General features: G+C 70.7%; 19 protein-coding genes. 3 read left to right on the forward strand and 16 right to left on the reverse strand.

What is annotated here, in order from left to right; all coding sequences use genetic code 11:
• Positions 1–74: 74 nt before the first annotated feature.
• From QBL25_RS13135 to rsmH, 16 genes are all read right to left on the reverse strand, one after another.
• Positions 75–1,181 carry a DivIVA domain-containing protein gene (locus tag QBL25_RS13135; RefSeq protein WP_409057221.1) on the reverse strand — a complete coding sequence of 369 codons (1,107 nt, stop codon included), beginning with the start codon at positions 1,179–1,181 and terminating at the stop codon, positions 75–77.
• Positions 1,182–1,227: 46 nt separating this feature from the next.
• Positions 1,228–1,512, reverse strand: a complete 285-nt coding sequence (locus QBL25_RS13140) for a YggT family protein (RefSeq protein ID WP_249590439.1) — start codon at positions 1,510–1,512, stop codon at positions 1,228–1,230.
• A 70-nt stretch (positions 1,513–1,582) separates the two neighbouring features.
• Positions 1,583–2,227 carry a cell division protein SepF gene (locus QBL25_RS13145; RefSeq protein WP_361826872.1) on the reverse strand — a complete coding sequence of 215 codons (645 nt, stop codon included), beginning with the start codon at positions 2,225–2,227 and terminating at the stop codon, positions 1,583–1,585.
• A gap of 124 nt (positions 2,228–2,351) precedes the next feature.
• Positions 2,352–3,071, reverse strand: coding sequence for a YggS family pyridoxal phosphate-dependent enzyme (locus QBL25_RS13150; protein WP_409057222.1), 720 nt, complete (start codon positions 3,069–3,071; stop codon positions 2,352–2,354).
• A 6-nt stretch (positions 3,072–3,077) separates the two neighbouring features.
• Positions 3,078–3,809, reverse strand: coding sequence for a peptidoglycan editing factor PgeF (pgeF, locus tag QBL25_RS13155; protein WP_409057223.1), 732 nt, complete (start codon positions 3,807–3,809; stop codon positions 3,078–3,080).
• Entirely contained in the window at positions 3,806–5,029 is a 1,224-nt protein-coding gene (gene ftsZ, locus QBL25_RS13160) for a cell division protein FtsZ (RefSeq protein ID WP_409057224.1), read from the reverse strand. The genes pgeF and ftsZ overlap by 4 nt, the downstream gene beginning before the upstream one ends.
• 275 nt (positions 5,030–5,304) lie before the next feature.
• Positions 5,305–6,102, reverse strand: a complete 798-nt coding sequence (locus tag QBL25_RS13165; protein WP_409057225.1) for a cell division protein FtsQ/DivIB — start codon at positions 6,100–6,102, stop codon at positions 5,305–5,307.
• A gap of 35 nt (positions 6,103–6,137) precedes the next feature.
• On the reverse strand, positions 6,138–7,232 hold the full coding sequence (murG, locus tag QBL25_RS13170; RefSeq protein WP_361188817.1) for an undecaprenyldiphospho-muramoylpentapeptide beta-N-acetylglucosaminyltransferase: 1,095 nt from the start codon (positions 7,230–7,232) through the stop codon (positions 6,138–6,140).
• Positions 7,233–7,238: 6 nt separating this feature from the next.
• Positions 7,239–8,561, reverse strand: coding sequence for a putative lipid II flippase FtsW (ftsW, locus tag QBL25_RS13175; RefSeq protein ID WP_409057226.1), 1,323 nt, complete (start codon positions 8,559–8,561; stop codon positions 7,239–7,241).
• 80 nt (positions 8,562–8,641) lie between these two features.
• Positions 8,642–10,066 carry a UDP-N-acetylmuramoyl-L-alanine--D-glutamate ligase gene (murD, locus tag QBL25_RS13180; protein WP_409057227.1) on the reverse strand — a complete coding sequence of 475 codons (1,425 nt, stop codon included), beginning with the start codon at positions 10,064–10,066 and terminating at the stop codon, positions 8,642–8,644.
• Complete coding sequence (gene mraY, locus QBL25_RS13185; protein WP_160504534.1) at positions 10,048–11,118, reverse strand: phospho-N-acetylmuramoyl-pentapeptide-transferase; 1,071 nt, start codon at positions 11,116–11,118, stop codon at positions 10,048–10,050. The genes murD and mraY overlap by 19 nt, the downstream gene beginning before the upstream one ends.
• Positions 11,115–12,527, reverse strand: coding sequence for a UDP-N-acetylmuramoyl-tripeptide--D-alanyl-D-alanine ligase (murF, locus tag QBL25_RS13190; protein ID WP_409057228.1), 1,413 nt, complete (start codon positions 12,525–12,527; stop codon positions 11,115–11,117). The genes mraY and murF overlap by 4 nt, the downstream gene beginning before the upstream one ends.
• A gap of 4 nt (positions 12,528–12,531) precedes the next feature.
• The gene (locus QBL25_RS13195) at positions 12,532–14,166 is read right to left on the reverse strand and encodes a UDP-N-acetylmuramoyl-L-alanyl-D-glutamate--2,6-diaminopimelate ligase (protein WP_409057229.1); all 1,635 of its coding nucleotides are present in this window, start codon (positions 14,164–14,166) and stop codon (positions 12,532–12,534) included.
• A gap of 94 nt (positions 14,167–14,260) precedes the next feature.
• Positions 14,261–16,225, reverse strand: a complete 1,965-nt coding sequence (locus QBL25_RS13200; RefSeq protein ID WP_409057230.1) for a peptidoglycan D,D-transpeptidase FtsI family protein — start codon at positions 16,223–16,225, stop codon at positions 14,261–14,263.
• 5 nt (positions 16,226–16,230) lie between these two features.
• Positions 16,231–16,782: a cell division protein FtsL gene (locus tag QBL25_RS13205; RefSeq protein WP_409057231.1), complete on the reverse strand. Its 552-nt coding sequence runs from the start codon at positions 16,780–16,782 to the stop codon at positions 16,231–16,233.
• 48 nt (positions 16,783–16,830) lie between these two features.
• Entirely contained in the window at positions 16,831–17,787 is a 957-nt protein-coding gene (rsmH, locus tag QBL25_RS13210; protein ID WP_409057232.1) for a 16S rRNA (cytosine(1402)-N(4))-methyltransferase RsmH, read from the reverse strand.
• 381 nt (positions 17,788–18,168) lie between these two features.
• On the opposite strand from rsmH, the gene QBL25_RS13215 reads away from it, so the two are divergent.
• The 3 genes from QBL25_RS13215 (at position 18,169) to QBL25_RS13225 (ending at position 21,401) form a co-directional block, all read left to right on the forward strand.
• Positions 18,169–18,789: a beta-class carbonic anhydrase gene (locus QBL25_RS13215; RefSeq protein ID WP_409057233.1), complete on the forward strand. Its 621-nt coding sequence runs from the start codon at positions 18,169–18,171 to the stop codon at positions 18,787–18,789.
• 225 nt (positions 18,790–19,014) lie between these two features.
• Positions 19,015–20,037: an AAA family ATPase gene (locus tag QBL25_RS13220; RefSeq protein ID WP_409057234.1), complete on the forward strand. Its 1,023-nt coding sequence runs from the start codon at positions 19,015–19,017 to the stop codon at positions 20,035–20,037.
• Positions 20,037–21,401 (forward strand): DUF58 domain-containing protein, encoded by a 1,365-nt coding sequence (locus QBL25_RS13225; protein WP_409057235.1) that lies wholly within the window; start codon positions 20,037–20,039, stop codon positions 21,399–21,401. Before QBL25_RS13220 ends, QBL25_RS13225 begins: the two co-directional genes overlap by 1 nt.
• The last annotated feature ends 52 nt before the right edge of the window (positions 21,402–21,453 follow it).

Raw genomic sequence — 21,453 nt, forward strand, 5'->3', positions numbered from 1 at the left:
AAAGGGCGAGGCCCCCAGGAGTGCTGGGGGCCTCGCCCTGAACGCTGCCGACGCCTAAGGCGTGAAAACGGCCGTCAGTTGTCGTCCTCGTCGATGAGGAAGCCACGCATCGGCGACGGGGCCTGCTGCATGGGCTGCGGGGCCTGCGGCCGCACCGGCGCCATCGGCTGGGTCATCGCCGGGGACATCTGCTGCTGGCCGCCGTAGGACGGACCGGCGTTCTGCTGGTTGCCGCCCATCGACTGGTTGCCGCCGTACGACGGGGCGCCCGCGCCGGCCGGTGCCATGGAAGGCGCCGGGGACGGCGGAAGGGAAGCCGCCGCCGGGGTCCGCGGCGGGGCCAGCGAGTCGTCGGCCTGGGTCTCCAGCTGACGGAGCTGCGACTCCAGGTAGGACTTCAGACGCGTGCGGTACTCGCGCTCGAAGCCGCGCAGGTCCTCGACCTTGCGCTCCAGCGTGGCGCGGGCGGACTCCAGGGAGCCCATCGCGACGCGGTGCTTCTCCTGCGCGTCCCGCTCCAGGGCGTCGGCCTTGGCACGGGCATCCCGCTCCAGGCCCTCGGCGCGGCTACGGGCCTCGCCGACGATCTTGTTGGCCTCGGAGCGGGCCTCCGCGATCGCCTGGTCGGCGGTCTGCTGGGCCAGCGAGAGCACGCGCGCGGCGCTGTCGCCGCCGGGGCCCTGGCCGGGCTGGGGCATCTGCGGGCCACCCATGGGACCGCCGCCCATGGGACCGCCCATGGGGCCGCCCATCGGACCCTGACCCATCGGGCCGGGACCCTGCGGACCACCCTGCGGGCCGTGTCCACTGGGGCCCGCGGGCAGCTGCGGCGCACCGCCGGGAAGCTGCGGCGGACCGCCCATCTGCTGGTGCTGCTGCGGGTGCTGCTGCTGCGGCGGCACCGGCTGCGGGCCCGATATTGCGGCGGGCACCGGGGCTCCCGGACCGCGTTGGTCCTGGGGTTCCGGAGGCTTGCGCATCCCGCCCTGCTGCTGGTTCTGTGCAGCGGCACGGGTGGCTGCGGCCAGCTTGGCACGCAGGTCCTCGTTCTCGCGGAGCAAGCGAGTCAGTTCGGCTTCGACCTCATCGAGGAAGGCATCGACCTCGTCCTCGTCATAGCCTTCTCGGAGGCGGACGGTCGTGAACTGCTTGTTCCGCACGTCCTCGGGGGTCAACGGCATCTCTTCACCTCAACGTAGTCGTCGGCATTCGGCAAGACCGTATCGTTCACAAGCCGCTCACGACGGTGATCAGGATGTAGACGATGATCATCAGTACGAAGAAGGACAGGTCGAGCGCCACGCCCCCGAGACGCAGCGGCGGAATGAACCGCCGCAGAAGCTTGAGCGGTGGATCAGTGACAGTGTAGGTGGCCTCCAGAACGACCACCATCGCCTTGCCGGGTTGCCATGAGCGGGCGAACTGGAAGACGTAGTCCATGACCAACCGGAAGATCAGCACGATGAGGAAGCACATCAGCGCGATGTAAAGCACCTGCAAGACCACGCTCATGTCCGCGGTTCCCTCTCCCCTGTTACTCGTGCTGCGTTTGCCGGTTCTGCGTTACTGCGTCACTTACGTCTCAGCTCTGGTTGAAGAACCCGCCCTCTGCGATGCGAGCCTTGTCCTCCGCCGTTACATCGACGTTAGCAGGCGACAACAGGAACACCTTCTGCGTCACTCGTTCAATGCTGCCATGGAGACCGAACACCAGACCGGCGGCAAAGTCGACAAGTCGCTTCGCATCCGTGTCGTCCATCTCGGTCAGATTCATGATCACCGGAGTGCCTTCGCGGAAGTGTTCCCCGATGGTACGGGCCTCGTTGTAGGTCCGGGGGTGCAGCGTGGTGATGCGGTAGGGCTCCCGCTCGGACACGACCTTGGGCATGATCACCGGTGCGTTCTTCTCCAGGCTCTGGCGTTCAGGTGTGATGGATGCCACGGGGGCGATTCGCGCCGGACGTCCGGATTCCGCGCCTAGCGAAGCGGAATGGGCGACCGGCTCACGCTGTGCGGGGGGCTGCACCACTCGTACCGATTCGTCCCGATCCGACACGTGTGCCTGACGGGATTGGTGAGACTGGTGGGGCGGCTCGTGCCGCCTGCGGTCCCGCTCGGGCTCCGGCTCGGGTTCGAATTCGTCGTCGGGGTCGAACCCCGGACCGTCGTACCCGTCGTCCTCCACGAGGCCGAGGTAGACCGCCATCTTGCGCATCGCGCCGGCCATGCTCTGAGTCCTCCGCTCTGTGGTGGATCGGCTGTCGTCACCAACTGCCCGCGATCCACGAGGTCTCCCCGCCCAACAGCGAGAATGACCATATTTTCTGCTGTGGTCCGACTTCTTGGCGACGTTACCCGAGCCCGGGTCGGACTCCGAGTACCGCCGTACCGACGCGCACATGTGTCGCTCCGGCCGCCACGGCCTGTTCAAGGTCCGCACTCATCCCTGCCGACACCATGTTCGCAGCCGGATGAGTCGCGCGCATGAGGGTTGAGAATTCCATCAGCCGCTCGAACGCCGCCTGTTGCCGGCCCGCGTACGGACCGGTGAGCGGCGCCACGGTCATCAGACCGTCGAGCCGCAGCCCCGGGGCCTGCGCCACGAGCCCGGCCAACTCCTCGATCCCGCCGGGCCCCACGCCCCCGCGCTCGCCCCGCCCGTGCTCCTCGGCGTCGAGCGCGACCTGGAGCAGGCAGCCCAGCTCCCGCTCCGCCCGCACCGCACCGGCCGACAGGGCCGTGACGAGCTTCGGGCGGTCCACGGACTGCACCACATCGGCATAACCGACCACGGAACGGACCTTGTTGGTCTGCAACTGGCCCACGAAGTGCCAGGTGAGGGGCAGATCCGCACAGTCGGCGGCCTTGGGGGCCGCGTCCTGGTCCCGGTTCTCGGCGACGTGGCGCACGCCGAGCTCCGCGAGAAGGCGCACGTCGCTCGCGGGATAGGTCTTGGTGACCACGATCAGGGTCACCTCCTCCCGCTTGCGCCCGGCCGCCGCGCACGCGGCGGCGATGCGCTCCTCGACCTGCGCCAGATTTGCGGCGAGTTGAGACTTACGGTCCGTCATGCCCTATCAGTCCAGCCAGACATAGCCCGCGAGGCGACCGGTGGTCCGGTCGCGGCGGTAGGAGAAATGGTCACCGGATTGCAGGGTGCACACCGGCGACTGCTCCCGGTCGCGCACCCCGAGCCGCTCCAGCTGGGCGTGCACCCCCGCGGTCACGTCGACCGCCGGAGTGCCCCAACTCGTCTCGGCGTACGCCGCCGGCTCGATCGCGGCGGCGTCCGCCCGCATCTGTGACGGCACCTCGTAGCAGCGGCCGCAGACGGCGGGACCGGTGCGGGCGACGACGCGGGCCGGGTCGGCGCCCAGCTTCACCATCGCCTCGACCGCGGCGGGGACGACCCCCGCCAGCATGCCCGGCCGTCCCGCGTGTGCCACCGCCGCGACCTTGGCGACCGGGTCGGCGAGCAGGACGGGCGTGCAGTCCGCGGTGAGGACCGCCAGGGCCAGGCCCCGGCGGGCGGTCACCACGGCGTCGACCGCCGGGATCTCGGCGTCGGAGCCCCAGGGTCCGTCGACCACGGCGACGTCGGGGCCGTGGACCTGGTTCATCCAGACGACCCGCTCCGGGTCGATGCCGAGGGAGGTGGCGGCCAGCGTGCGGTTGGTCCGCACGGCCTGCGGGTCGTCGCCGACCGCGCCGCCGAGATTGAGCTCTTCGTACGGAACGGCGCTCACCCCGCCCCACCTGTCGGTGAAGGCGAAGTGCGCGCCGCTCACGGTGCTGTGCCGGCTTATCACTTCAGGAAGTCCGGCACGTCCAGCTCTTCGGCCTGGCTGTCCTGGTAGGGACGGGCCGGCGGGACCTGCGGCGGGGCCACGGGCGCGGAGGGTGCCTCGTTCACCGGAGCCGTTTCGACGGGCTCCGGAGCCGAGGGCTCCTCGTGCGACGTGACGCTGCCGAGACCGCCGTAGGGCGAGCGGGACTCGGCCGGCCGGCTCGGGGCCGGGGGCTGCTCGTCACGCTGCTTGCCCGACGAGGCGCTGAGGACGGTGTCGCGCTTGGACGGCGGCTGCCCGCCGTCGAAGCCCGCCGCGATGACGGTGACCCGGACCTCGTCGCCCAGGGCGTCGTCGATGACGGCGCCGAAGATGATGTTCGCCTCGGGGTGGGCCGCCTCGCTGACCAGCTGGGCCGCTTCGTTGATCTCGAAGAGGCCGAGGTCGGATCCGCCGGAGATGGAGAGCAGGACTCCCCGTGCTCCGTCGATGGACGCCTCCAGGAGCGGCGAGGAGATCGCCATCTCGGCGGCGGCCACCGCGCGGTCGTCGCCGCGCGCCGAGCCGATTCCCATGAGGGCCGAACCCGCCTCGGACATGACCGACTTGACGTCGGCGAAGTCGAGGTTGATCAGACCCGGGGTCGTGATGAGGTCGGTGATGCCCTGGACACCGGAGAGCAGGACCTGGTCCGCCGACTTGAAGGCGTCCAGAACGCTGACCTGGCGGTCCGAGATGGACAGGAGCCGGTCGTTGGGGATGACGATGAGGGTGTCGACCTCTTCGCGCAGCTCCGCGATCCCGTCCTCGGCCTGGTTGGCACGACGACGGCCCTCGAAGGTGAACGGCCGGGTCACGACGCCGATCGTCAGGGCGCCCAGGGAGCGGGCGATGTTGGCGACGACAGGTGCGCCGCCCGTGCCGGTGCCGCCGCCTTCGCCGGCGGTGACGAAGACCATGTCGGCCCCCTTGAGGACCTCCTCGATCTCCTCGCGGTGGTCTTCTGCCGCCTTGCGGCCGACTGCCGGGTTGGCTCCGGCGCCGAGGCCACGGGTGAGTTCACGGCCGACGTCGAGCTTGACGTCGGCGTCGCTCATCAACAGGGCTTGCGCGTCGGTGTTGATGGCGATGAACTCGACGCCCTTGAGACCGACCTCGATCATCCGGTTGATGGCATTGACACCACCGCCGCCGACACCGATGACTTTGATGACTGCGAGGTAGTTCTGCGGTGCTGCCACGTCGAAGGCCTCTCGCCTCGAGTTACGTGTCGCCGCCTCGCGGTCAAGCGCCGCGACGACTGATGCCGAATGGGACGGTCCGAACGCCGACCCGAACCCTAACGCTGAAGTTTAGGGTTACCAGTGTGTCTGTTCCTTGGACTCTTCCGAACAGGACACTAAGTCGACAAGTGGCGCACGTTCAACGAACACGCCGAACCTCCCGTTTTTCTTTTCACCCTATGTGATCAGCCGTAGCGCTGCAGAACCAGGGTGCTGGCCTGCGACGATATGCGTCAACTCGCCGATGACGCAGGGGCGGTGGGGACACTCACGTCGAAGTGCCGTGCCTTGGGTGCGGCTTTCATCAGGGCGGTGAGTGTGCTTGCCTTCGTCCGACCCTTCTCGCCGCTACCCCACGCTACGGTGCGTTCACCGCTCAACTCCAGCGAGATCGAGTCGTACGAACGGACCTTGACGGCCCGGGTGTCGCGTGCCACCGCGGGGGGCAGCGCGCCCGCGACCCGCACCGCCTCGCGGCGCAGGCGGTGGGTGTCGAAACGGCGCAGACTCGCCTGCGCGTTCTCCCGGTCCGGACGCAATTCGAGGAGCGGTACCCCCTTCGGCGCTTGTTCCACCGTGGCGAATCGCACTCCCTTGGCGTCCACTTCGACGAACTTTCCGCCCTTTTCGATAAGGAGAACCGGCTTGCGTTCGGTCACTTTCAGACCGATTCCGTGCGGCCAGGAACGGACGACGTCGACCGAGTCGATACGCCGGAGTTTCTTCCGCAGCCGGTCCTCGATGGCTTCGGTGTCGACCGAGACCAGGGGGGCGCCGACCGGAGCGGCGGCCGCCTCGCGCACCTCACCCGGCGTCAGGATCCGGGTCCCGGAGGTCGTCACGCGCTCCACGCGCAGCCATTGCGAGCCGTAGAGCAGCCAGACGGCTCCCGCGCCGAGCAGCACCAGCGCGATCAGCGCGAGGATCAAGGTGCGCGGGCGCGGCATGCGGACGCGGGAGCGCGAGGGGCGGGGCGGGCGGGACCCACCAGAAGCGGTCTTCTGCCGTTCGGCGGTGGTCGGTCCGGCCACGGTCCCCTGCCTTCTCTGTGCCTGCTAGTGCCGTCTCACCCGTTTCGGCGTGAGGCGATCGCCTCGTACACCATGCCGACGAGGAGGTCGTCGGCATCCCTGCGGCCGAACTCCGATGCGGCGCGGGACATCTCGTACAGCCGGTGCGGATCGGCGAGCACCGGGAGTACGTTGCCCTGCACCCACTCGGGCGTCAGTTCGGCGTCGTCCACGAGGAGTCCACCGCCCGCCTTGACCACCGGCTGGGCGTTCAGCCGCTGTTCGCCGTTACCGATGGGCAGCGGGACGTAGGCGGCCGGCAGTCCGACGGCGGAGAGTTCGGCGACGGTCATCGCGCCCGCACGGCAGAGCATCATGTCCGCCGCCGCGTACGCGAGGTCCATCCGGTCCACGTACGGTACCGGGATGTAGGGCGGCATACCGGGCATGTTCTCCACGTACGGCATTTCGTTCTTCGGGCCGACCGCGTGCAGGATCTGGATCCCGGCGCGCTGGAGGACCGGAGCGACCTGCTGGACGACCTCGTTGAGCCGCCGTGCGCCCTGTGAGCCGCCGGAGACCAGCAGCGTCGGCAGGTTCGGGTCGAGACCGAAGGCGGCGCGCGCCTCCGGGCGGACCCGGGCCCGGTCGAGCGTGGCGATGGTGTGGCGCAGCGGGATGCCGATGTAGCGCGAGTTGCGCAGCTTGCTGTCCGGCGTGGCGACGGCCACCCCCGCGGCGTACCGCGACCCGATCTTGTTGGCGAGGCCGGGACGCGCGTTGGCCTCGTGCACGACGATCGGCGTACCGGTCCGCTTGGCGGCGAGGTAGCCGGGCAGGGCGACGTAGCCGCCGAAGCCGACCACGCAGTCCGCCTTGGTCCGCTCCAGGATCTGCTCGGCCGCCTTGATCGTGCCGCGCAGCCGCCCCGGGACGGTGATCAGCTCAGGGGTGGGCTTGCGCGGCAGCGGAACGGCCGGGATCAGCGCCAGTTCGTAGCCCCGCTCGGGCACGAGCCGGGTCTCCAGACCACGCTCCGTGCCCAGGGCCGTGATGCCCACGGTCGGGTCCTGCCTCCGCAGGGCGTCCGCGAGGGCGAGCGCGGGCTCGATGTGGCCGGCGGTCCCCCCACCGGCGAGTACGACATGCACCGAAATTCACCGCTCTCCGGACGAACGCGCCTTGACGCGCCGTCTCATCGTGTTCCATCTCACCCGAGGTTGCCGCATGGCCAGGGCCGCCTTTGCCGCCGGGTCCTCCCGCGCGAAGGCGATGAGGAGTCCGATGGCGAACATGGTCGGCAGCAGGGCCGAACCCCCGTAGGAGAACAGCGGGAGCGGGACACCGGCGATCGGCAGCAGACCGAGCACCGCACCGACGTTGATCACGGCCTGCGCCGTGATCCAGGTGGTCACGCCTCCCGCGGCATACCGTACGAAGGGGTCCTCCGTGCGTCCGGCCACGCGGATACCCGCATAGCCTAGAGCCGCGAACAGGGCGAGCACCGACAGCGTCCCCGCAAGGCCGAGTTCCTCCCCCGTGATGGCGAAGATGAAGTCGGTGTGCGGTTCCGGCAGTTGACCCCATTTTTCCACACTCGCGCCGAGGCCGGAACCGAAGAATCCGCCGGAGGCCAGGGCATAGATCCCGTGCACGGCCTGCCAGCACTGGTCGCCGGGGCCGGGATCCGTCGCGCCGATGCAGGCGAGCCTGGCCATGCGGTTGGGGCTGGTCTTGATGAGGATCACACCGAGCAGGGCCGCGATCGAGAGCACCCCGGCGAACAGCCGCGTGGGCGCACCGGCGAGCCAGAGCAGGCCGAAAAGGATCGCCGTGAGGATGATCGCCGTGCCCATGTCGCCGCCCAGCATGATCAGGCCGAGCAGCATGAAGGCGACCGGGACGAGCGGCACCAGCATGTGTTTCCACTGGGTCAGCAGCCGCTTGTCCTGTTTACGGGCGAGCAGGTCCGCGCCCCACAGGACGAGGGCGAGCTTGGCGAACTCACTGGGCTGGAGCTGGAACGGGCCGCCCAGATAGATCCAGTTCTGGTTTCCGTTGACGCTGCGCCCTATCCCGGGGACCTGCACGAGCACCATCAGGAAGACGGTCACCGCGAGGATGGGATAGGCCAGTGCCCGGTGCAGCTTGAGGGGCATCCGCATGGCCACGAGCAGCAGGATCGAGCCGAGGACGGCCGCGACGAACTGCTTGCGGAAGAAGTACGCGGCGGGCAGGTCCAGCTGGAGCGCCTGGATCATCGACGCCGAGTAGACCATCACCAGGCCGAGCACGGTGATCAGCAGGCTGCTGCCGAAAATGAGGTAATACGCCGTCAGCGGCCGGTCCCAGGCCCGCTTGACCCGGGTGTGGAACCGCCGTACGGCGTTCTCGCTCGGCGGGCGCGGGGCGCGCGCGGAACGGACCGGCGCCGGCCGCTTGGCCAGGCGCGTGGGCGCACGCCCGCTACCGCCTGCCATCAGGACCCCCGCCCAGCCACCACGACGCTGTCACGTGCCCTCCTCAGGGTGCCGGGCGCCCCCGGACCACAGAGTCCGCGTCAGGCGCTCGCGCCGAGTTCGCGGACCGCGTCCGCGAACGCGTCACCACGCTTGTTGTAGTTGGTGAACATGTCCATCGACGCACAGGCCGGAGCCATCAGTACGGTGTCCCCCGGCTCGGCGAGCCGTGCCGCCTGCTCCACTGCCTCGGACATCGCCCCAGTGTCGGTCCGGTCGAGGTCGACGACCGGGACCTCGGGCGCGTGTCGCGCCAGGGCTTCACGGATCAGCGCGCGGTCGGCGCCGATCAGGACGGCCCCGCGAAGGCGCCCCGCCGCCTTGGTGACCAGCTCGTCGAAGGTGGCGCCCTTGGCGAGCCCGCCCGCGATCCAGACGATCGACTCGTACGCCGCCAACGAGGCTTCCGCGGCGTGGGTGTTGGTGGCCTTGGAGTCGTCGACGTACGCCACACCGGCCACGTCGGCGACGTGTTCGATGCGGTGCGCGTCGGGACGGAAGGCGCGCAGACCGTCGCGTACGGCCGTCGCGGGCACGCCGTAGGCGCGCGCGAGAGCCGCCGCGGCCAGGGCGTTGGCGATGTTGTGCGGCGCGGGCGGCTGCACATCGGAGATCTCGGCGAGCTCCTGCGCCTGCTTCTGACGGTCCGGCACGAACGCACGGTCGACCAGAATGCCGTCCACGACGCCCAGTTGCGAGGGCGCGGGCGCGTTCAGCGTGAAACCGATGGCGCGGCAGCCCTCTTCGACGTCGGCCTCGCGGACGAGGTCCTCGGTCGCCTTGTCCGCCACGTTGTAGACGCAGGCGATCTGATTGCCCGCGTAGACCCGGCCCTTGTCGGCGGCGTACGCCTCCATGGAGCCGTGCCAGTCCAGGTGGTCCGGCGCGAGGTTCAGGACGGCCGCGGAGTGGGCGCGCAGCGAGGGCGCCCAGTGCAGCTGGTAGCTGGAGAGCTCGACGGCGAGCACGTCGTACGGCTCGTCGCCGGTGACCACGTCGAGCAGCGAGACCCCGATGTTGCCGACGGCGGCGGTGCGCAGACCGGCCGCCTCCAGGATCGAGGCGAGCATGCGCACGGTGGTGGTCTTGCCGTTCGTGCCGGTGACCGCGAGCCAGGGAGCGGCGTCGGGGCCGCGCAGGCGCCAGGCCAGCTCGACGTCGCCCCACACCGGCACGTCCGCCGCGGCGGCCGCCGCGAAGAGCGGCTTGTCCGGCTGCCAGCCGGGCGTGGTGACGACGAGTTCGGTGCCTTCGGGCAGGGTGGCCCCGTCGCCGAGGCGGACGGAGATGCCCTCGGCCCTCAGCTCATCGGCCTGCGTACGGGAGCGCTCGTCGTCGCCGTCGTTGACGACGGTGACGACGGCTCCGAGGCCGTGCAGCACGCGGGCCGCCGGGATCCCGGAGACGCCGAGCCCGGCGACGGTGACGTTCTTCCCCTGCCAGCTGGTCACTTCTTGGCTGCCCATCCTGCGTAGAAGAGGCCGAGTCCGACGATCACGCACATGCCCTGAATGATCCAGAAGCGGACCACCACAAGGACCTCGGACCACCCCTTGAGTTCGAAGTGGTGCTGGAGCGGCGCCATGCGGAAGACGCGCTTGCCGGTCATGCGGAACGAGCCGACCTGGATGACGACGGACATCGTGATCAGGACGAAGAGGCCGCCGAGCAGGGCGAGCAGCATCTCGGTGCGCGAGCAGATCGCGAGTCCGGCGAGCGCGCCGCCGAGGGCGAGCGAGCCGGTGTCACCCATGAAGATCTTGGCGGGCGAGGTGTTCCACCACAGGAAGCCGAAGCAGGCACCCATCAGGGCTGAGGCCACCACGGCCAGGTCGAGTGGGTCTCTGACCTCGAAACACGCCTGCGGGTTGGTCAGCGTGACGGCGTTGGCGCAGGACTCCTGGTACTGCCAGACACCGATGAAGGTGTACGCGCCGAAGACCATCACGGAGGCGCCCGTGGCGAGGCCGTCGAGGCCGTCGGTGAGGTTCACGCCGTTCGACATCGCGAGGATCATGAACAGCGCCCAGACCACGAAGAGCACCGGGCCGATCGACCAGCCGAAGTCCGTGACGAACGACAGCTTGGTGGAGGCCGGGGTCTGGTTGCGGTTGTCCGGCCAGTTGAGCGCGAGCACGGCGAAGCCGATGCCGACGATCAGCTGACCGGCCATCTTCGCCTTGGCGCGCAGACCGAGCGAGCGCTGCTTGACGATCTTGATGTAGTCGTCGAGGAAGCCGACCAGGCCCATGCCCGCCATCAGGAAGAGCACCAGCAGGCCGGAGAGCGTGGTCTCCGTGCCGGTGATGATCTTCGTGAGGAAGTACGCGATGAGCGTGGCCAGGATGAAGGCGATGCCACCCATGGTCGGCGTACCGCGCTTGCTGTGGTGCTCGCGCGGGCCGTCGTCCCGGATGAACTGCCCATAGCCCTTGCGGGCGAGGAACTTGATAAGGAGCGGGGTTCCGACCAGGGTCAGGAAGAGCCCGATCACACCCGCGAAGAGGATCTGCCTCATCGGCCGGCGACCTGCCCCTCGGGAGACGCGGCGTCATCGAGCAGCGCCGTGGCGACCCGCTCGAGACCGACCGATCTGGAAGCCTTCACCAGCACGACGTCTCCCGGGCGCAGCTCGCTGCGCAGCAGGTCGATCGCCGCCTGTGCGTCGGACACGTGCACCGACTCCTCACCCCACGAACCCTCGTTGTATGCGCCCAGTTGGAGCCAGGCCGCTTCCCTGCCCCCGACTGCCACGAGCTTGCTCACGTTCAGCCGGACGGCCAGCCGTCCGACCGCGTCGTGTTCGGCGAGCCCCTCGTCACCGAGCTCGGCCATGTGACCGAGCACCGCCCACGTACGACGTCCCTTGGCCATGGCCGCGAGCGCGCGCAGGGCGGCTCGCATGGACTCGGGGTTCGCGTTGTAGGCGTCGTTGACGACCGTCACGCCGTCCGGGCGCTCGGTGACCTCCATCCGCCAGCGGGACAGCGTGCCCGCCTCGGAGAGCGCACGGGCGATCTCGTCTGCGGACATGCCCAGCTCATGGGCGACGGCGGCCGCGGCAAGCGCGTTCGACACGTGGTGCTCACCGTACAGCCGCAAGGTCACGTCGCTGCACCCGGAGGGTGTGTGCAGCGTAAAGGCGGGCTGTCCGATCTCCGTGAGCCGGACATTCTCGGCACGTACGTCGGCGTCGGCGGACTCCCCGAAGAGGAGGACGCGCGCCTTCGTGCGCGAGGCCATGGCGCGCACGAGCGGGTCGTCGGCGTTGAGGACGGCGGTGCCGTCGGCGGGGAGGCTCTCGACGAGTTCACCCTTCGCCACTGCGATCTGCTCGCGTCCGCCGAACTCGCCGATGTGGGCGGTGCCGACGTTGAGCACGAGGCCGATCTTGGGCGGGGTGAGGCCGGTGAGGTAGCGGATGTGGCCGATGCCGCGGGCGCCCATCTCCAGGACGAGGAACTGCGTCTCGTCGGTGGCGCTGAGGGCGGTGAGCGGCAGGCCGATCTCGTTGTTGAGCGAGCCGGGCGTGAAGACCGTGGGCGCCTTGCTCCGCAGGACCTGGGCGAGCAGGTCCTTGGAGCTGGTCTTGCCGACGGAGCCGGTGAGGGCCACGAGCGTCGCGCCGAGCCGCTCCACGACGTGCCGGGCGAGGGCGCCGAGCGCCTTCTGCACGTCGTCGACGACGATGGCCGGGACCCCGACGGGGCGTGCGGCCAGGACGGCGACGGCGCCCGCCCCGACCACCGCGGACGCGTAGTCGTGGCCGTCGGAGCGCTCGCCGACGAAGGCGACGAAGAGGCTGCCGGGCTCCACTTCACGGGAGTCCCTGACGACAGGACCGGTGACCTGGACGGACGGATCCGGTATGTCGTACGTCTGCCCGCCGACGACAGTGGCGATCTCGGCGAGGGAGAGGGCGATCACAGATTCATCCCTGGGTTTGCTGGATTGCTTCGCGAAGTACCTGGCGGTCGTCGAAGGGACGCACCACCCCGGCGATGTCCTGTCCCTGCTCGTGCCCCTTGCCGGCGACGAGCACGGTGTCGCCGGGCTGGGCCCGGGCGACGGCCGCGCGGATGGCGGCGGCACGGTCCTCGAAGACGGCGACGTCACCGCGCTCGTGCGACGGCACGTCGGCGGCGCCCGCGAGCATCGTGGCGAGAATCGCGAGGGGATCCTCGCCGCGGGGGTTGTCGGAGGTCAGTACGGCGGTGTCGGCGAGCCGCGCCGCCGCGGCGCCCATCGGCATCCGCTTGGTCTTGTCCCGGTCGCCGCCGCAGCCGAGGACGATGTGCAGCTTGTTCTCGGTGACCTTGCGCAGGGCGCGCAGGACCGATTCGACGGCGTCCGTCTTGTGGGCGTAGTCGACGACCGCGAGGTAGGGCTGGCCCGCGTCGATGCGCTCCAGGCGGCCCGGGACGCCCGCCACCGCGCCGATGCCGTCGGCGGCCTGCTGCGGGTCGATGCCCGCCACGGCCAGCGAGACGATCGCGGAGAGCGTGTTGGCGACGTTGAACGGCCCGGCCAGCGGGGACTTGGCGGTGATCCGCTCGCCCTGCGGGCCGACCGCGACGAACGTGGAGTCGAACGGCGTGACCTCGACACCCTCCGCGCGCCAGTCGGCGTCGGGGTGCCCCTCGGCGGAGAAGGTCGTGACGGGGACCTCGGACTCGTCGATGAGCCGGCGCCCGTACTCGTCGTCGAAGTTGACCACGCCGACCCTGGAGCGCTGTTTGGTGAACAGCTGCGCCTTGGCCTGGAAGTAGTCCTCCATGTCGGAGTGGAACTCCATGTGCTCCGGCGAGAGGTTGTTGAAGACGGCGACGTCGAAGACGCAGCCGTCCACCCGGCCGAGCACGAGGGCGTGGCTGGAGACCTCCATGGCGACGGCCTCGACGCCGCGTTCGCGCATCACCGCGAACAGCGCCTGGAGGTCGGTCGCCTCGGGGGTCGTCCGCTCGGACTTGATCCGCTCGTCGCCGATGCGCATCTCGACCGTGCCGATGAGGCCGGTCGACCGGACGCCCTTGAGACCGCCCTCGACGAGGTACGCCGTGGTGGTCTTGCCGGACGTGCCGGTGATGCCGATCTGGAGCAGATCGCGGCCCGGATGGCCGTAGACGGTGGCCGCGAGCTCGCCCATGACGCCGCGCGGATCGTCGACGACCAGGAGCGGCAGCCCCGTGACGGCCGCGCGCTCGGCGCCCGTCGGGTCGGTGAGGATCGCGGCGGCGCCGAGGTCGGCCGCCTGGGCGACGAAGTCGGCGCCGTGCAGCCGGGCGCCGGGCAGGGCGGCGTAGATGTCGCCGGGCCGGACCGCGCGGGAGTCGTGCGTGATGCCGCTGACCTCCCCCGCGCCCGGGGCGGCGACGCCCAGCTGATCGGCGATCCTGTCGAGCGGGGTCGCGGAGACCTGGACCGGTCGCGGCGGTCCCGGATATGTCACGGGAACGCCCTTCTGGGTGGTTTGGGACTGATCAGCGTGTGGCACGGCGGTGAGCGTACCGGGCTCAGCCGTCGTTGGGCCAAAAAGGGGTGCCTCGCGCGGAGCGCGGTCGGGCAAGGGTGGTGGTGGGAGACGGGTGGGCGGGCGGTGTGGCGGGGGGTGGTTCCCCGGCCGCGGAGTGATCGTTGTCACGGGTTTGTCCTGGTGGGGCTCAGGGTTCGAAAGTGACGGGCAGACGGGCCGGGCCCTTGCCGGTGGGCGGGACCTGGAGCGTCTTGAGGGCGAACTGCATGACTTCCTTGTAGATGGGGCCGCAGATCTGGCCGCCGAAGTAACTGCCCTTGGTGGCGTTCTGGATCGCGCAGTAGACGGTGACGCGCGGCTTGTCGGCGGGCGCGAACCCGGCGAACGACGAGGTGTAGCCCTTGTACCGGCCGGTCTCCGGGTCGACCCGGTTGGCCGTACCGGTCTTGCCCGCGACCCGGTAGCCGGGGATGCGGGCCTTGGTGCCCGTGCCCTCTTCGTCGTCGACGACGGACTCCAGCATCCGTGACACCGTCTTGGCCGTCTTGGCGCTCACCACGCGGGTCTTCTTGGGCTTGGCCGCCGGCGTGAAGCGGCCGTCGGGGCCCTTGGTGCCGCGCACCAGCGTGGGCTCGACGCGTACGCCGTCGTTGGCGATGGTCGAGTAGACGGAGGCCGCCTGCATCGCGTTGATCGAGAAGCCCTGGCCGAACGGGATCGTGTACTGCTGCGAGGTGGACCACTTGTCCGGCGGCGCGAAGATGCCGGAGGTCTCGCCGGGGAAGCCGAGCCCGGTCTCCTTGCCGATGCCGAACTTGCGCAGGTACGAGTAGAGCGACCGGTTGGCCTCCCGCTGGGTCTTGCCCAGCTCGCCGGTGGCCAGGATCGTGCCGATGTTGCTGGACTTGGCGAGCACGCCGTTGAGCGTGAGGTGCCAGGTCGGGTGGTCGATGTCGTCCTGGAAGAGCCGGTCGCCGCGGTGCAGCCGGTTGGGGACCGTCACGTGCGTGCCGGGCGTGGCGGCGTTCTCCTCCAGGACGGCGGCCATCGACATGATCTTGGCGGTCGAACCGGGCTCGAAGGCGTCCTGGAGCGAGGCGTTGCCCAGGGCCGTGCCGTCGGCCTGCGAGAGGTCGTTCGGGTCGAAGCCCGGGGCGTTGGCCATCGCGAGGATCTCGCCGGTCTTGTTGTCCTGCACTATCACGTAGCCGCGGTCCGCCTTGGACTTCTCCACCTGCTCGGTGATGGCGTTCTGGGCGGCCCACTGGATGTCGCGGTCGATCGTCAGCTCGACGTCGGAGCCGGGCACGGCGGGCGTCTCCGTGCTCCCCGCGGTGGGCACCTGGTGGCCGCCGGACTGGGCGTACCTGATCTTGCCGTCCTTGCCCGCGAGCTCCTTGTCGAGCTGCTGCTCCAGGCCGCCCGCGCCCTTGCCCTCGGCGTTGACCCAGCCCAGTATCCCGGCGCCCAGGTTGTCGTTCGGGTACACGCGCTTGCTGCTGGGGTCCTGGAAGACGCCGGCGAGGACGTTGGCGCTCTTCTCGTCGGTCTGCTCCTTGTCGGCGAGCGCGCCGCGCAGGTCCTTGATCTGCTTCCAGACCGCCGGGGTCTGGCGGCGGGCCAGCAGGACGTACCGCGTCTTGGGGGTCTTGAGCTGCTCGGTGAGCCTGCCGACGTCCTTGTCGAGGATCGGGGCGAGGAGCGCGGCGGCCTGCTCGGGCCCGTCCTTGATGCCCATCTCCTTCGCGGTGAACATCGTGGGGTCGGCCGTGATGTCGTACGCGTCCACGCTGGCGGCCAGCTCGACGCCGCTGCGGTCGGTGATGCCGCCGCGCTCGGCGGTCAGGACATGGCTGAAGTAGCGGTTCTTCTCGGCCTTGGTCGTGTACACGCTCGCGTCGACCGCCTGCACCTGAAGGAGGCGTACGACGAAGGCCAGCATCACCAGGGTCAGGCCGAGGCTCACCATGCGCAGCCGGGGGCGCGGGCTGCCCAGCCGGATGGTGCGGGGCCGGTGCCCGGCGGCGGGGCGCGGGCGGCGGGCGGCGGGGCGGGGCCCGCCGGACGGGCGGCGCTGTTCGCCGGGGCGGGCGGGGCGCGAGGGCCGCGCGGGACCCGGGACCCTGCGTCGCGGGGGTTGGCGGTCCGTCACTTACGTCACCTGCCGGAGGTCGTGGGGCCGGGCGTCGCGGGGAGTTCGGGCGTGGGAAGGGCTTCCGGGGGCGTGGCGGAGGGCGCGGGGGACGCCGGGACCGGTGCGGGGGACGGCGTCACCGGCAGAGAGACCGAGGGCGCCGGGGACGCCACCTCCTGGGGGCGCGGCTCGGGCGCCAGGGCGGAGGACTGCTCGGCGGCTCCGGGGACGCCGCGCACGGTGCCGTCCGGGTTCAGGAAGGCCGGGCCGCCGCCCGGCACCATGCCGAGCTCACGGGCGCGGCGCTGGAGGGCATCGGGGGCCGCGTAGGCGTCCACGTCCCGCTGGAGCTCCTGCTCCTGGTCCGTGAGCTCCGTCGTCTCCTTCTTGAGCTCGCTCAGCTGGAACGAGCCTTCGTTGAGCGAGGAGTTCAGGATGAGCAGCGTGATCAGGCCGCCGCCGAGCAGCAGCACGACGAGCAGCACGAACGGCGTGCGCGCGGCCTGGCTCGGCCCCGAGGGCAGCAGCCGGGCGAGCCGGGCGGCCCTCCCCCGCAGCTCGGGCTTCTTGCTCATGGGGCCTCCTCAGGGACGCCGTTCACGGGTCCTCCCGGCGGGCGCGCTTCACGGGGTCTCCTCGCGGATGCGCTGCGCACCCCGCAGCCGTGCCGGGGCGGCCCGGCGGTTCTCGGCGACCTCTTCCTCGGTGGGGAGTTCGGCACCGCGGGTGAGCAGCTTGAGCCGGGGCTGGTAGCGCTCGGGGACGATGGGCAGGCCGGGCGGCGCCGTCGTCGTGGCACCGGCCGCGAACACCTGCTTGACCAGCCGGTCCTCCAGCGAGTGGTACGACAGGACGGCGATGCGGCCGCCGACGGCGAGCGCCTTCACGGCGGCCGGGACGGCCGCCTCCAGGACGCTCAGCTCGCCGTTGACCTCGATGCGCAGGGCCTGGAAGGTGCGTTTGGCGGGGTTGCCGCCGGTGCGCTTGGCGGCCTGCGGCAGGGAGTCGCGGATCAGCTCGACGAGCCGTGCGCTGTTGCTGAACGGCTCCTTCTCGCGCTCGCGCACCACGGCGCTCACGATCCGCTTGGCCTGCTTCTCCTCGCCGTACTGGCGCAGGATCCGCACCAGTTCGCCCGGTGCGTAGGTGTTGAGGACCTCGGCGGCGCTGACGCCGGTCGTCTGGTCCATGCGCATGTCCAGGGGCGCGTCCTGCGCGTAGGCGAAACCGCGGTCGGCCTCGTCCAGTTGCATCGAGGAGACGCCGAGGTCGAACAGGACGCCCTGCACCTTGGCGATGCCGAGCCGGTCGAGCACCTCGGGCAGTTCGTCGTAGACGGCGTGCACCAGTTCGGCCCGGTCGCCGAAGGGGGCCAGCCGCTCCGCGGAGAGCCGCAGCGCCTCCTTGTCGCGGTCCAGGCCGATGAGGCGGGCCGCGGGGAAGGTGGAGAGCAGCGCCTCGCTGTGGCCGCCGAGTCCGAGGGTGCAGTCGACGACGACCGCGCCGGGCTCCGCGAGCGCGGGGGCCAACAGGTCCAGGCATCGCTGGAGCATCACCGGGACGTGTCGGGTCTGGCTCAAAGGGCCCTCTCAGATCCGGCGCGGCGAGACGTGCGCACGGCCGGGTCCCCGCCCGCTCGGGAAGGGGAATGGCCTGCTGGCGCCGGGGAAGTGGCGTCAGCCGACCGGGAGCGGGAGGAGGCCGAGCCGTGCGTACGCACCGCGCACGCGGGGGGATTCGGAAAATCCCCGGTGTGAACTGTCCAGCGGGGAGCAGGTCACGGCCCTCCCACTTCGCGTCACTTTAGTCCACCCTGTCGCCCGGTCAATCAACTGGCCTGCGCGTCGCGGGCGGGTCCCCCACGAGCCGCCGACGAACCCGTGACGAGCCGCGGAACGCGCCTCGTCACCCGTTCGGCCGTAGGCGCCGGACCTTTGTGGGTTAGCTCACAACAAGACTCATTGACGTTCTTTGTCCCTTCTCACAGCGGGCCCCCGCGATCAGTGCCGACTAACGTCATAGGCATGTCGACTTCCGCATCCCCTACGGGCCACATCCCCGCAGAGCCGAGCGGTGACATAGCCGCCGGCACCGTCACGGACCGTCTCGTCGAGGCGAACCAGCGCTATGCCTCCGGCTTCACCGACCCCGGCATGGACGCCCGCCCCGTGCTCGGCGTGGCCGTCGTCGCCTGCATGGACGCCCGCCTGGACCTTCACGACGCGCTCGGTCTCGAACTGGGCGACTGCCACACCATCCGCAACGCGGGCGGTGTGGTCACCGACGACGTCATCCGCTCCCTGACGATCAGCCAGCGCGCCCTCGGCACCCGCAGCGTCGTACTGATCCACCACACCAGCTGCGGCCTGGAGAGCCTGACCGAGGAGTTCCGGCACGAGCTGGAGCTCGAGGTCGGCCAGCGGCCCGCCTGGGCGGTGGAGGCCTTCCGTGACGTCGACCAGGACGTGCGGCAGTCGATGCAGCGGGTACGGACCTCGCCGTTCCTGCTGCACACCGACGATGTGCGCGGATTCGTCTTCGATGTGACCACCGGTCTGCTGCGGGAGATCGACCCTGGGTGACGGGCTCCGGACCGTACCTTTCCGGTACGGTCCGACCGGCAAAAGCCCGCAAGCACCGACATATCGCCGCCAGTTATCCGCGGGCGAGTGACACAACCCGGTATGCCCAACAAGAATGCGGGGTGGGCACCACGCTGAACGATTCGTGCGTGGTGTCCGTGATTCGGGGTGGGCCGGGCCGCACACACATGCGTCGGCCCGGAGAACGTGTCCGAGGAGGGCCGGGTGACGACCTATGACGATCGAGCGAGCCTCACTGATCTGACCGCAACGGCGGAGCGTGTCCGCAGGTCGGTCGAGGGTGTGATCGAGGGCAAGCCAGAGGTCGTACGGCTTTCGCTGACCGTGCTCCTCGCCGAGGGGCACCTGCTGATCGAGGATGTACCGGGCGTGGGCAAGACCATGCTCGCCAAGGCGCTGGCACGGTCCATCGACTGCTCCGTGCGGCGCATCCAGTTCACGCCCGACCTGCTGCCGTCGGACATCACGGGTGTGTCGATCTTCGACCAGCAGCGCCGGGACTTCGAGTTCAAGCCCGGCGCGATCTTCGCGCAGATCGTGATCGGCGACGAGATCAACCGCGCGTCCCCCAAGACGCAGTCCGCGCTCCTGGAGTCCATGGAGGAGCGCCAGGTCACCATCGACGGGCAGACCTACGAACTGCCCAGCCCCTTCATGGTGGTGGCGACGCAGAACCCCGTCGAGATGGAGGGCACCTATCCGCTGCCCGAGGCGCAGCGCGACCGCTTCATGGCGCGCGTCTCGATCGGTTATCCGAACGCGGAGGCCGAGCTCCAGATGCTGGACGTGCACGGCGGTGTCTCGCCCCTCGACGACCTCCAGCCGGTGGCGCACGCGCACGACATCGTGAAGCTCATCGACGCGGTCCGCACGGTCCACGTCGCCGACGCCGTCCGCCGGTACGCCGTGGACCTGGTGGGGGCGACCCGCAACCACCCGGACCTGAGACTCGGGGCGTCGCCGCGCGCGACGCTGCACCTGCTGCGGGCGGCCAAGGCCTCCGCGGCCCTCAGCGGCCGGGAGTTCGCCCTTCCGGACGACGTCCAGGCCCTGGCCGTTGCGGTGCTCGCGCACCGGCTGCTGCCGACGGCCCAGGCCCAGCTCAACCGGCGTACGGCCGAGTCGGTCGTCCTGGAGATCCTCCAGCGCACGCCCGTCCCGGCGGCCACCGTGCAGCCGAACAGCGGGTACTTCAATCAGCAGCCGCCCGGCGCCCGGAGGCTGTGATGGCGGCCGGGGGGCCGCAGCCGACACAGGCCGAGGAGGGCAAGGGCGGTCTGCGGACCGCCCTGGCGGGACTGACCACACGCGGGCGCTCGTTCCTCGCCGCCGGGATCGCCGCCGCCGTCTGCGCGTACGTCCTCGGCCAGAGTGACCTGCTCCGGGTCGGGCTGCTGCTCGCCGTCCTGCCGCTGGTGTGCGCCACGGTGCTCTACCGCACCCGCTACCGCGTCGCGGGCAGCCGCAGGCTCTCCCCCGCGCGCGTGCCCGCCAGTTCGGAGGCGCGCGTCCACCTGCGGATGGACAACGTCTCGCGCCTGCCCACGGGCCTCCTGATGCTCCAGGACCGGGTGCCCTACGTCCTGGGGCCCCGGCCCCGGTTCGTCCTCGACCGGGTGGAGGCGGGCGGCCGCCGCGAGGTGTCCTACCGCGTCCGCTCGGACCTGCGGGGGCGCTATCCGCTGGGTCCGCTCCAACTGCGCCTGACGGACCCGTTCGGCATGTGCGAACTGACCCGCTCCTTCTCCACGTACGACACCCTGACGGTCATCCCGCGGGTGGAGGCGCTGCCTCCGGTGCGCCTGACCGGCGAGGCCAAGGGGTACGGCGACGGGCGCAACCGTTCGCTGGCCCTCGCGGGCGAGGACGACGTGATCCCGCGGGGCTACCGCCACGGCGACGACCTGCGCCGCGTCCACTGGCGCTCCACGGCTCGCTACGGCGAGCTGATGGTCCGCCGCGAGGAGCAGCCGCAGCGGGCCCGCTGCACGGTGCTCCTGGACACCCGGGCGCACGCCTTCCGGGGCGCGGGGCCGGACTCGGCCTTCGAGTGGGCGGTCTCGGGCACGGCGTCCGCCCTGGTGCACATGCTGGAACGGGGCTTCTCGGTCCGGCTCCTGACCGACACCGGCAACTCCGTGCCCGGCGAGGGCGCGGACGGCTTCGCGGGCGCGAGCCAGGAGTCGGCGGACGCGGCGGGACTGATGATGGACACCCTCGCGGTGATCGACCACTCGGACGGCGCGGGGCTCTCCCCCGCGTACGACGTGCTGCGCGGGGGCAACGAAGGCCTGCTGATCGCCTTCTTCGGCGACCTCGACGAGGAGCAGGCGACGGTGGCGGCCAAGATGCGCCAGCGCAGCGGGGCCGCGGTCGCCTTCGTCCTGGACAGCACGGCCTGGTCCCAGGCCGCCGGCGGGCCTCCGGGCCCCGGCGACGAGCGGGTGCGGATGCTGCGCGAGGCGGGCTGGACGGCCGTGGCGGTACCGCCGGGGGTCGCCCTGGTGGACCTGTGGCGCCAGGCGGACCATCTGCGGGCGAGCACGGGCCCGGCTCCGGCCGCGGGGACGACGACCGGGGGCTGGGCATGAGCGGGGGCCCGTCCGGTGGGACGACCGGGACGACCGGGACGACAACAGGGGG

Source organism: Streptomyces sp. SYP-A7185 (assembly GCF_046103685.1).
Taxonomy (GTDB): Bacteria; Actinomycetota; Actinomycetes; order Streptomycetales; family Streptomycetaceae; genus Streptomyces.

Coding starts and splice junctions, on each gene's coding strand:
- QBL25_RS13150 (WP_409057222.1), bottom strand. CDS start 3,071: ATGACGGACCGTAAGTCTCAACTCGCCGCAAATCTGGCGCAGGTCGAG.
- murD (WP_409057227.1), bottom strand. CDS start 10,066: ATGGGCAGCCAAGAAGTGACCAGCTGGCAGGGGAAGAACGTCACCGTC.
- ftsW (WP_409057226.1), bottom strand. CDS start 8,561: ATGGCAGGCGGTAGCGGGCGTGCGCCCACGCGCCTGGCCAAGCGGCCG.
- mraY (WP_160504534.1), bottom strand. CDS start 11,118: ATGAGGCAGATCCTCTTCGCGGGTGTGATCGGGCTCTTCCTGACCCTG.
- QBL25_RS13145 (WP_361826872.1), bottom strand. CDS start 2,227: ATGGCCGGCGCGATGCGCAAGATGGCGGTCTACCTCGGCCTCGTGGAG.
- QBL25_RS13225 (WP_409057235.1), top strand. CDS start 20,037: ATGGCGGCCGGGGGGCCGCAGCCGACACAGGCCGAGGAGGGCAAGGGC.
- QBL25_RS13205 (WP_409057231.1), bottom strand. CDS start 16,782: ATGAGCAAGAAGCCCGAGCTGCGGGGGAGGGCCGCCCGGCTCGCCCGG.
- QBL25_RS13135 (WP_409057221.1), bottom strand. CDS start 1,181: ATGCCGTTGACCCCCGAGGACGTGCGGAACAAGCAGTTCACGACCGTC.
- QBL25_RS13140 (WP_249590439.1), bottom strand. CDS start 1,512: ATGAGCGTGGTCTTGCAGGTGCTTTACATCGCGCTGATGTGCTTCCTC.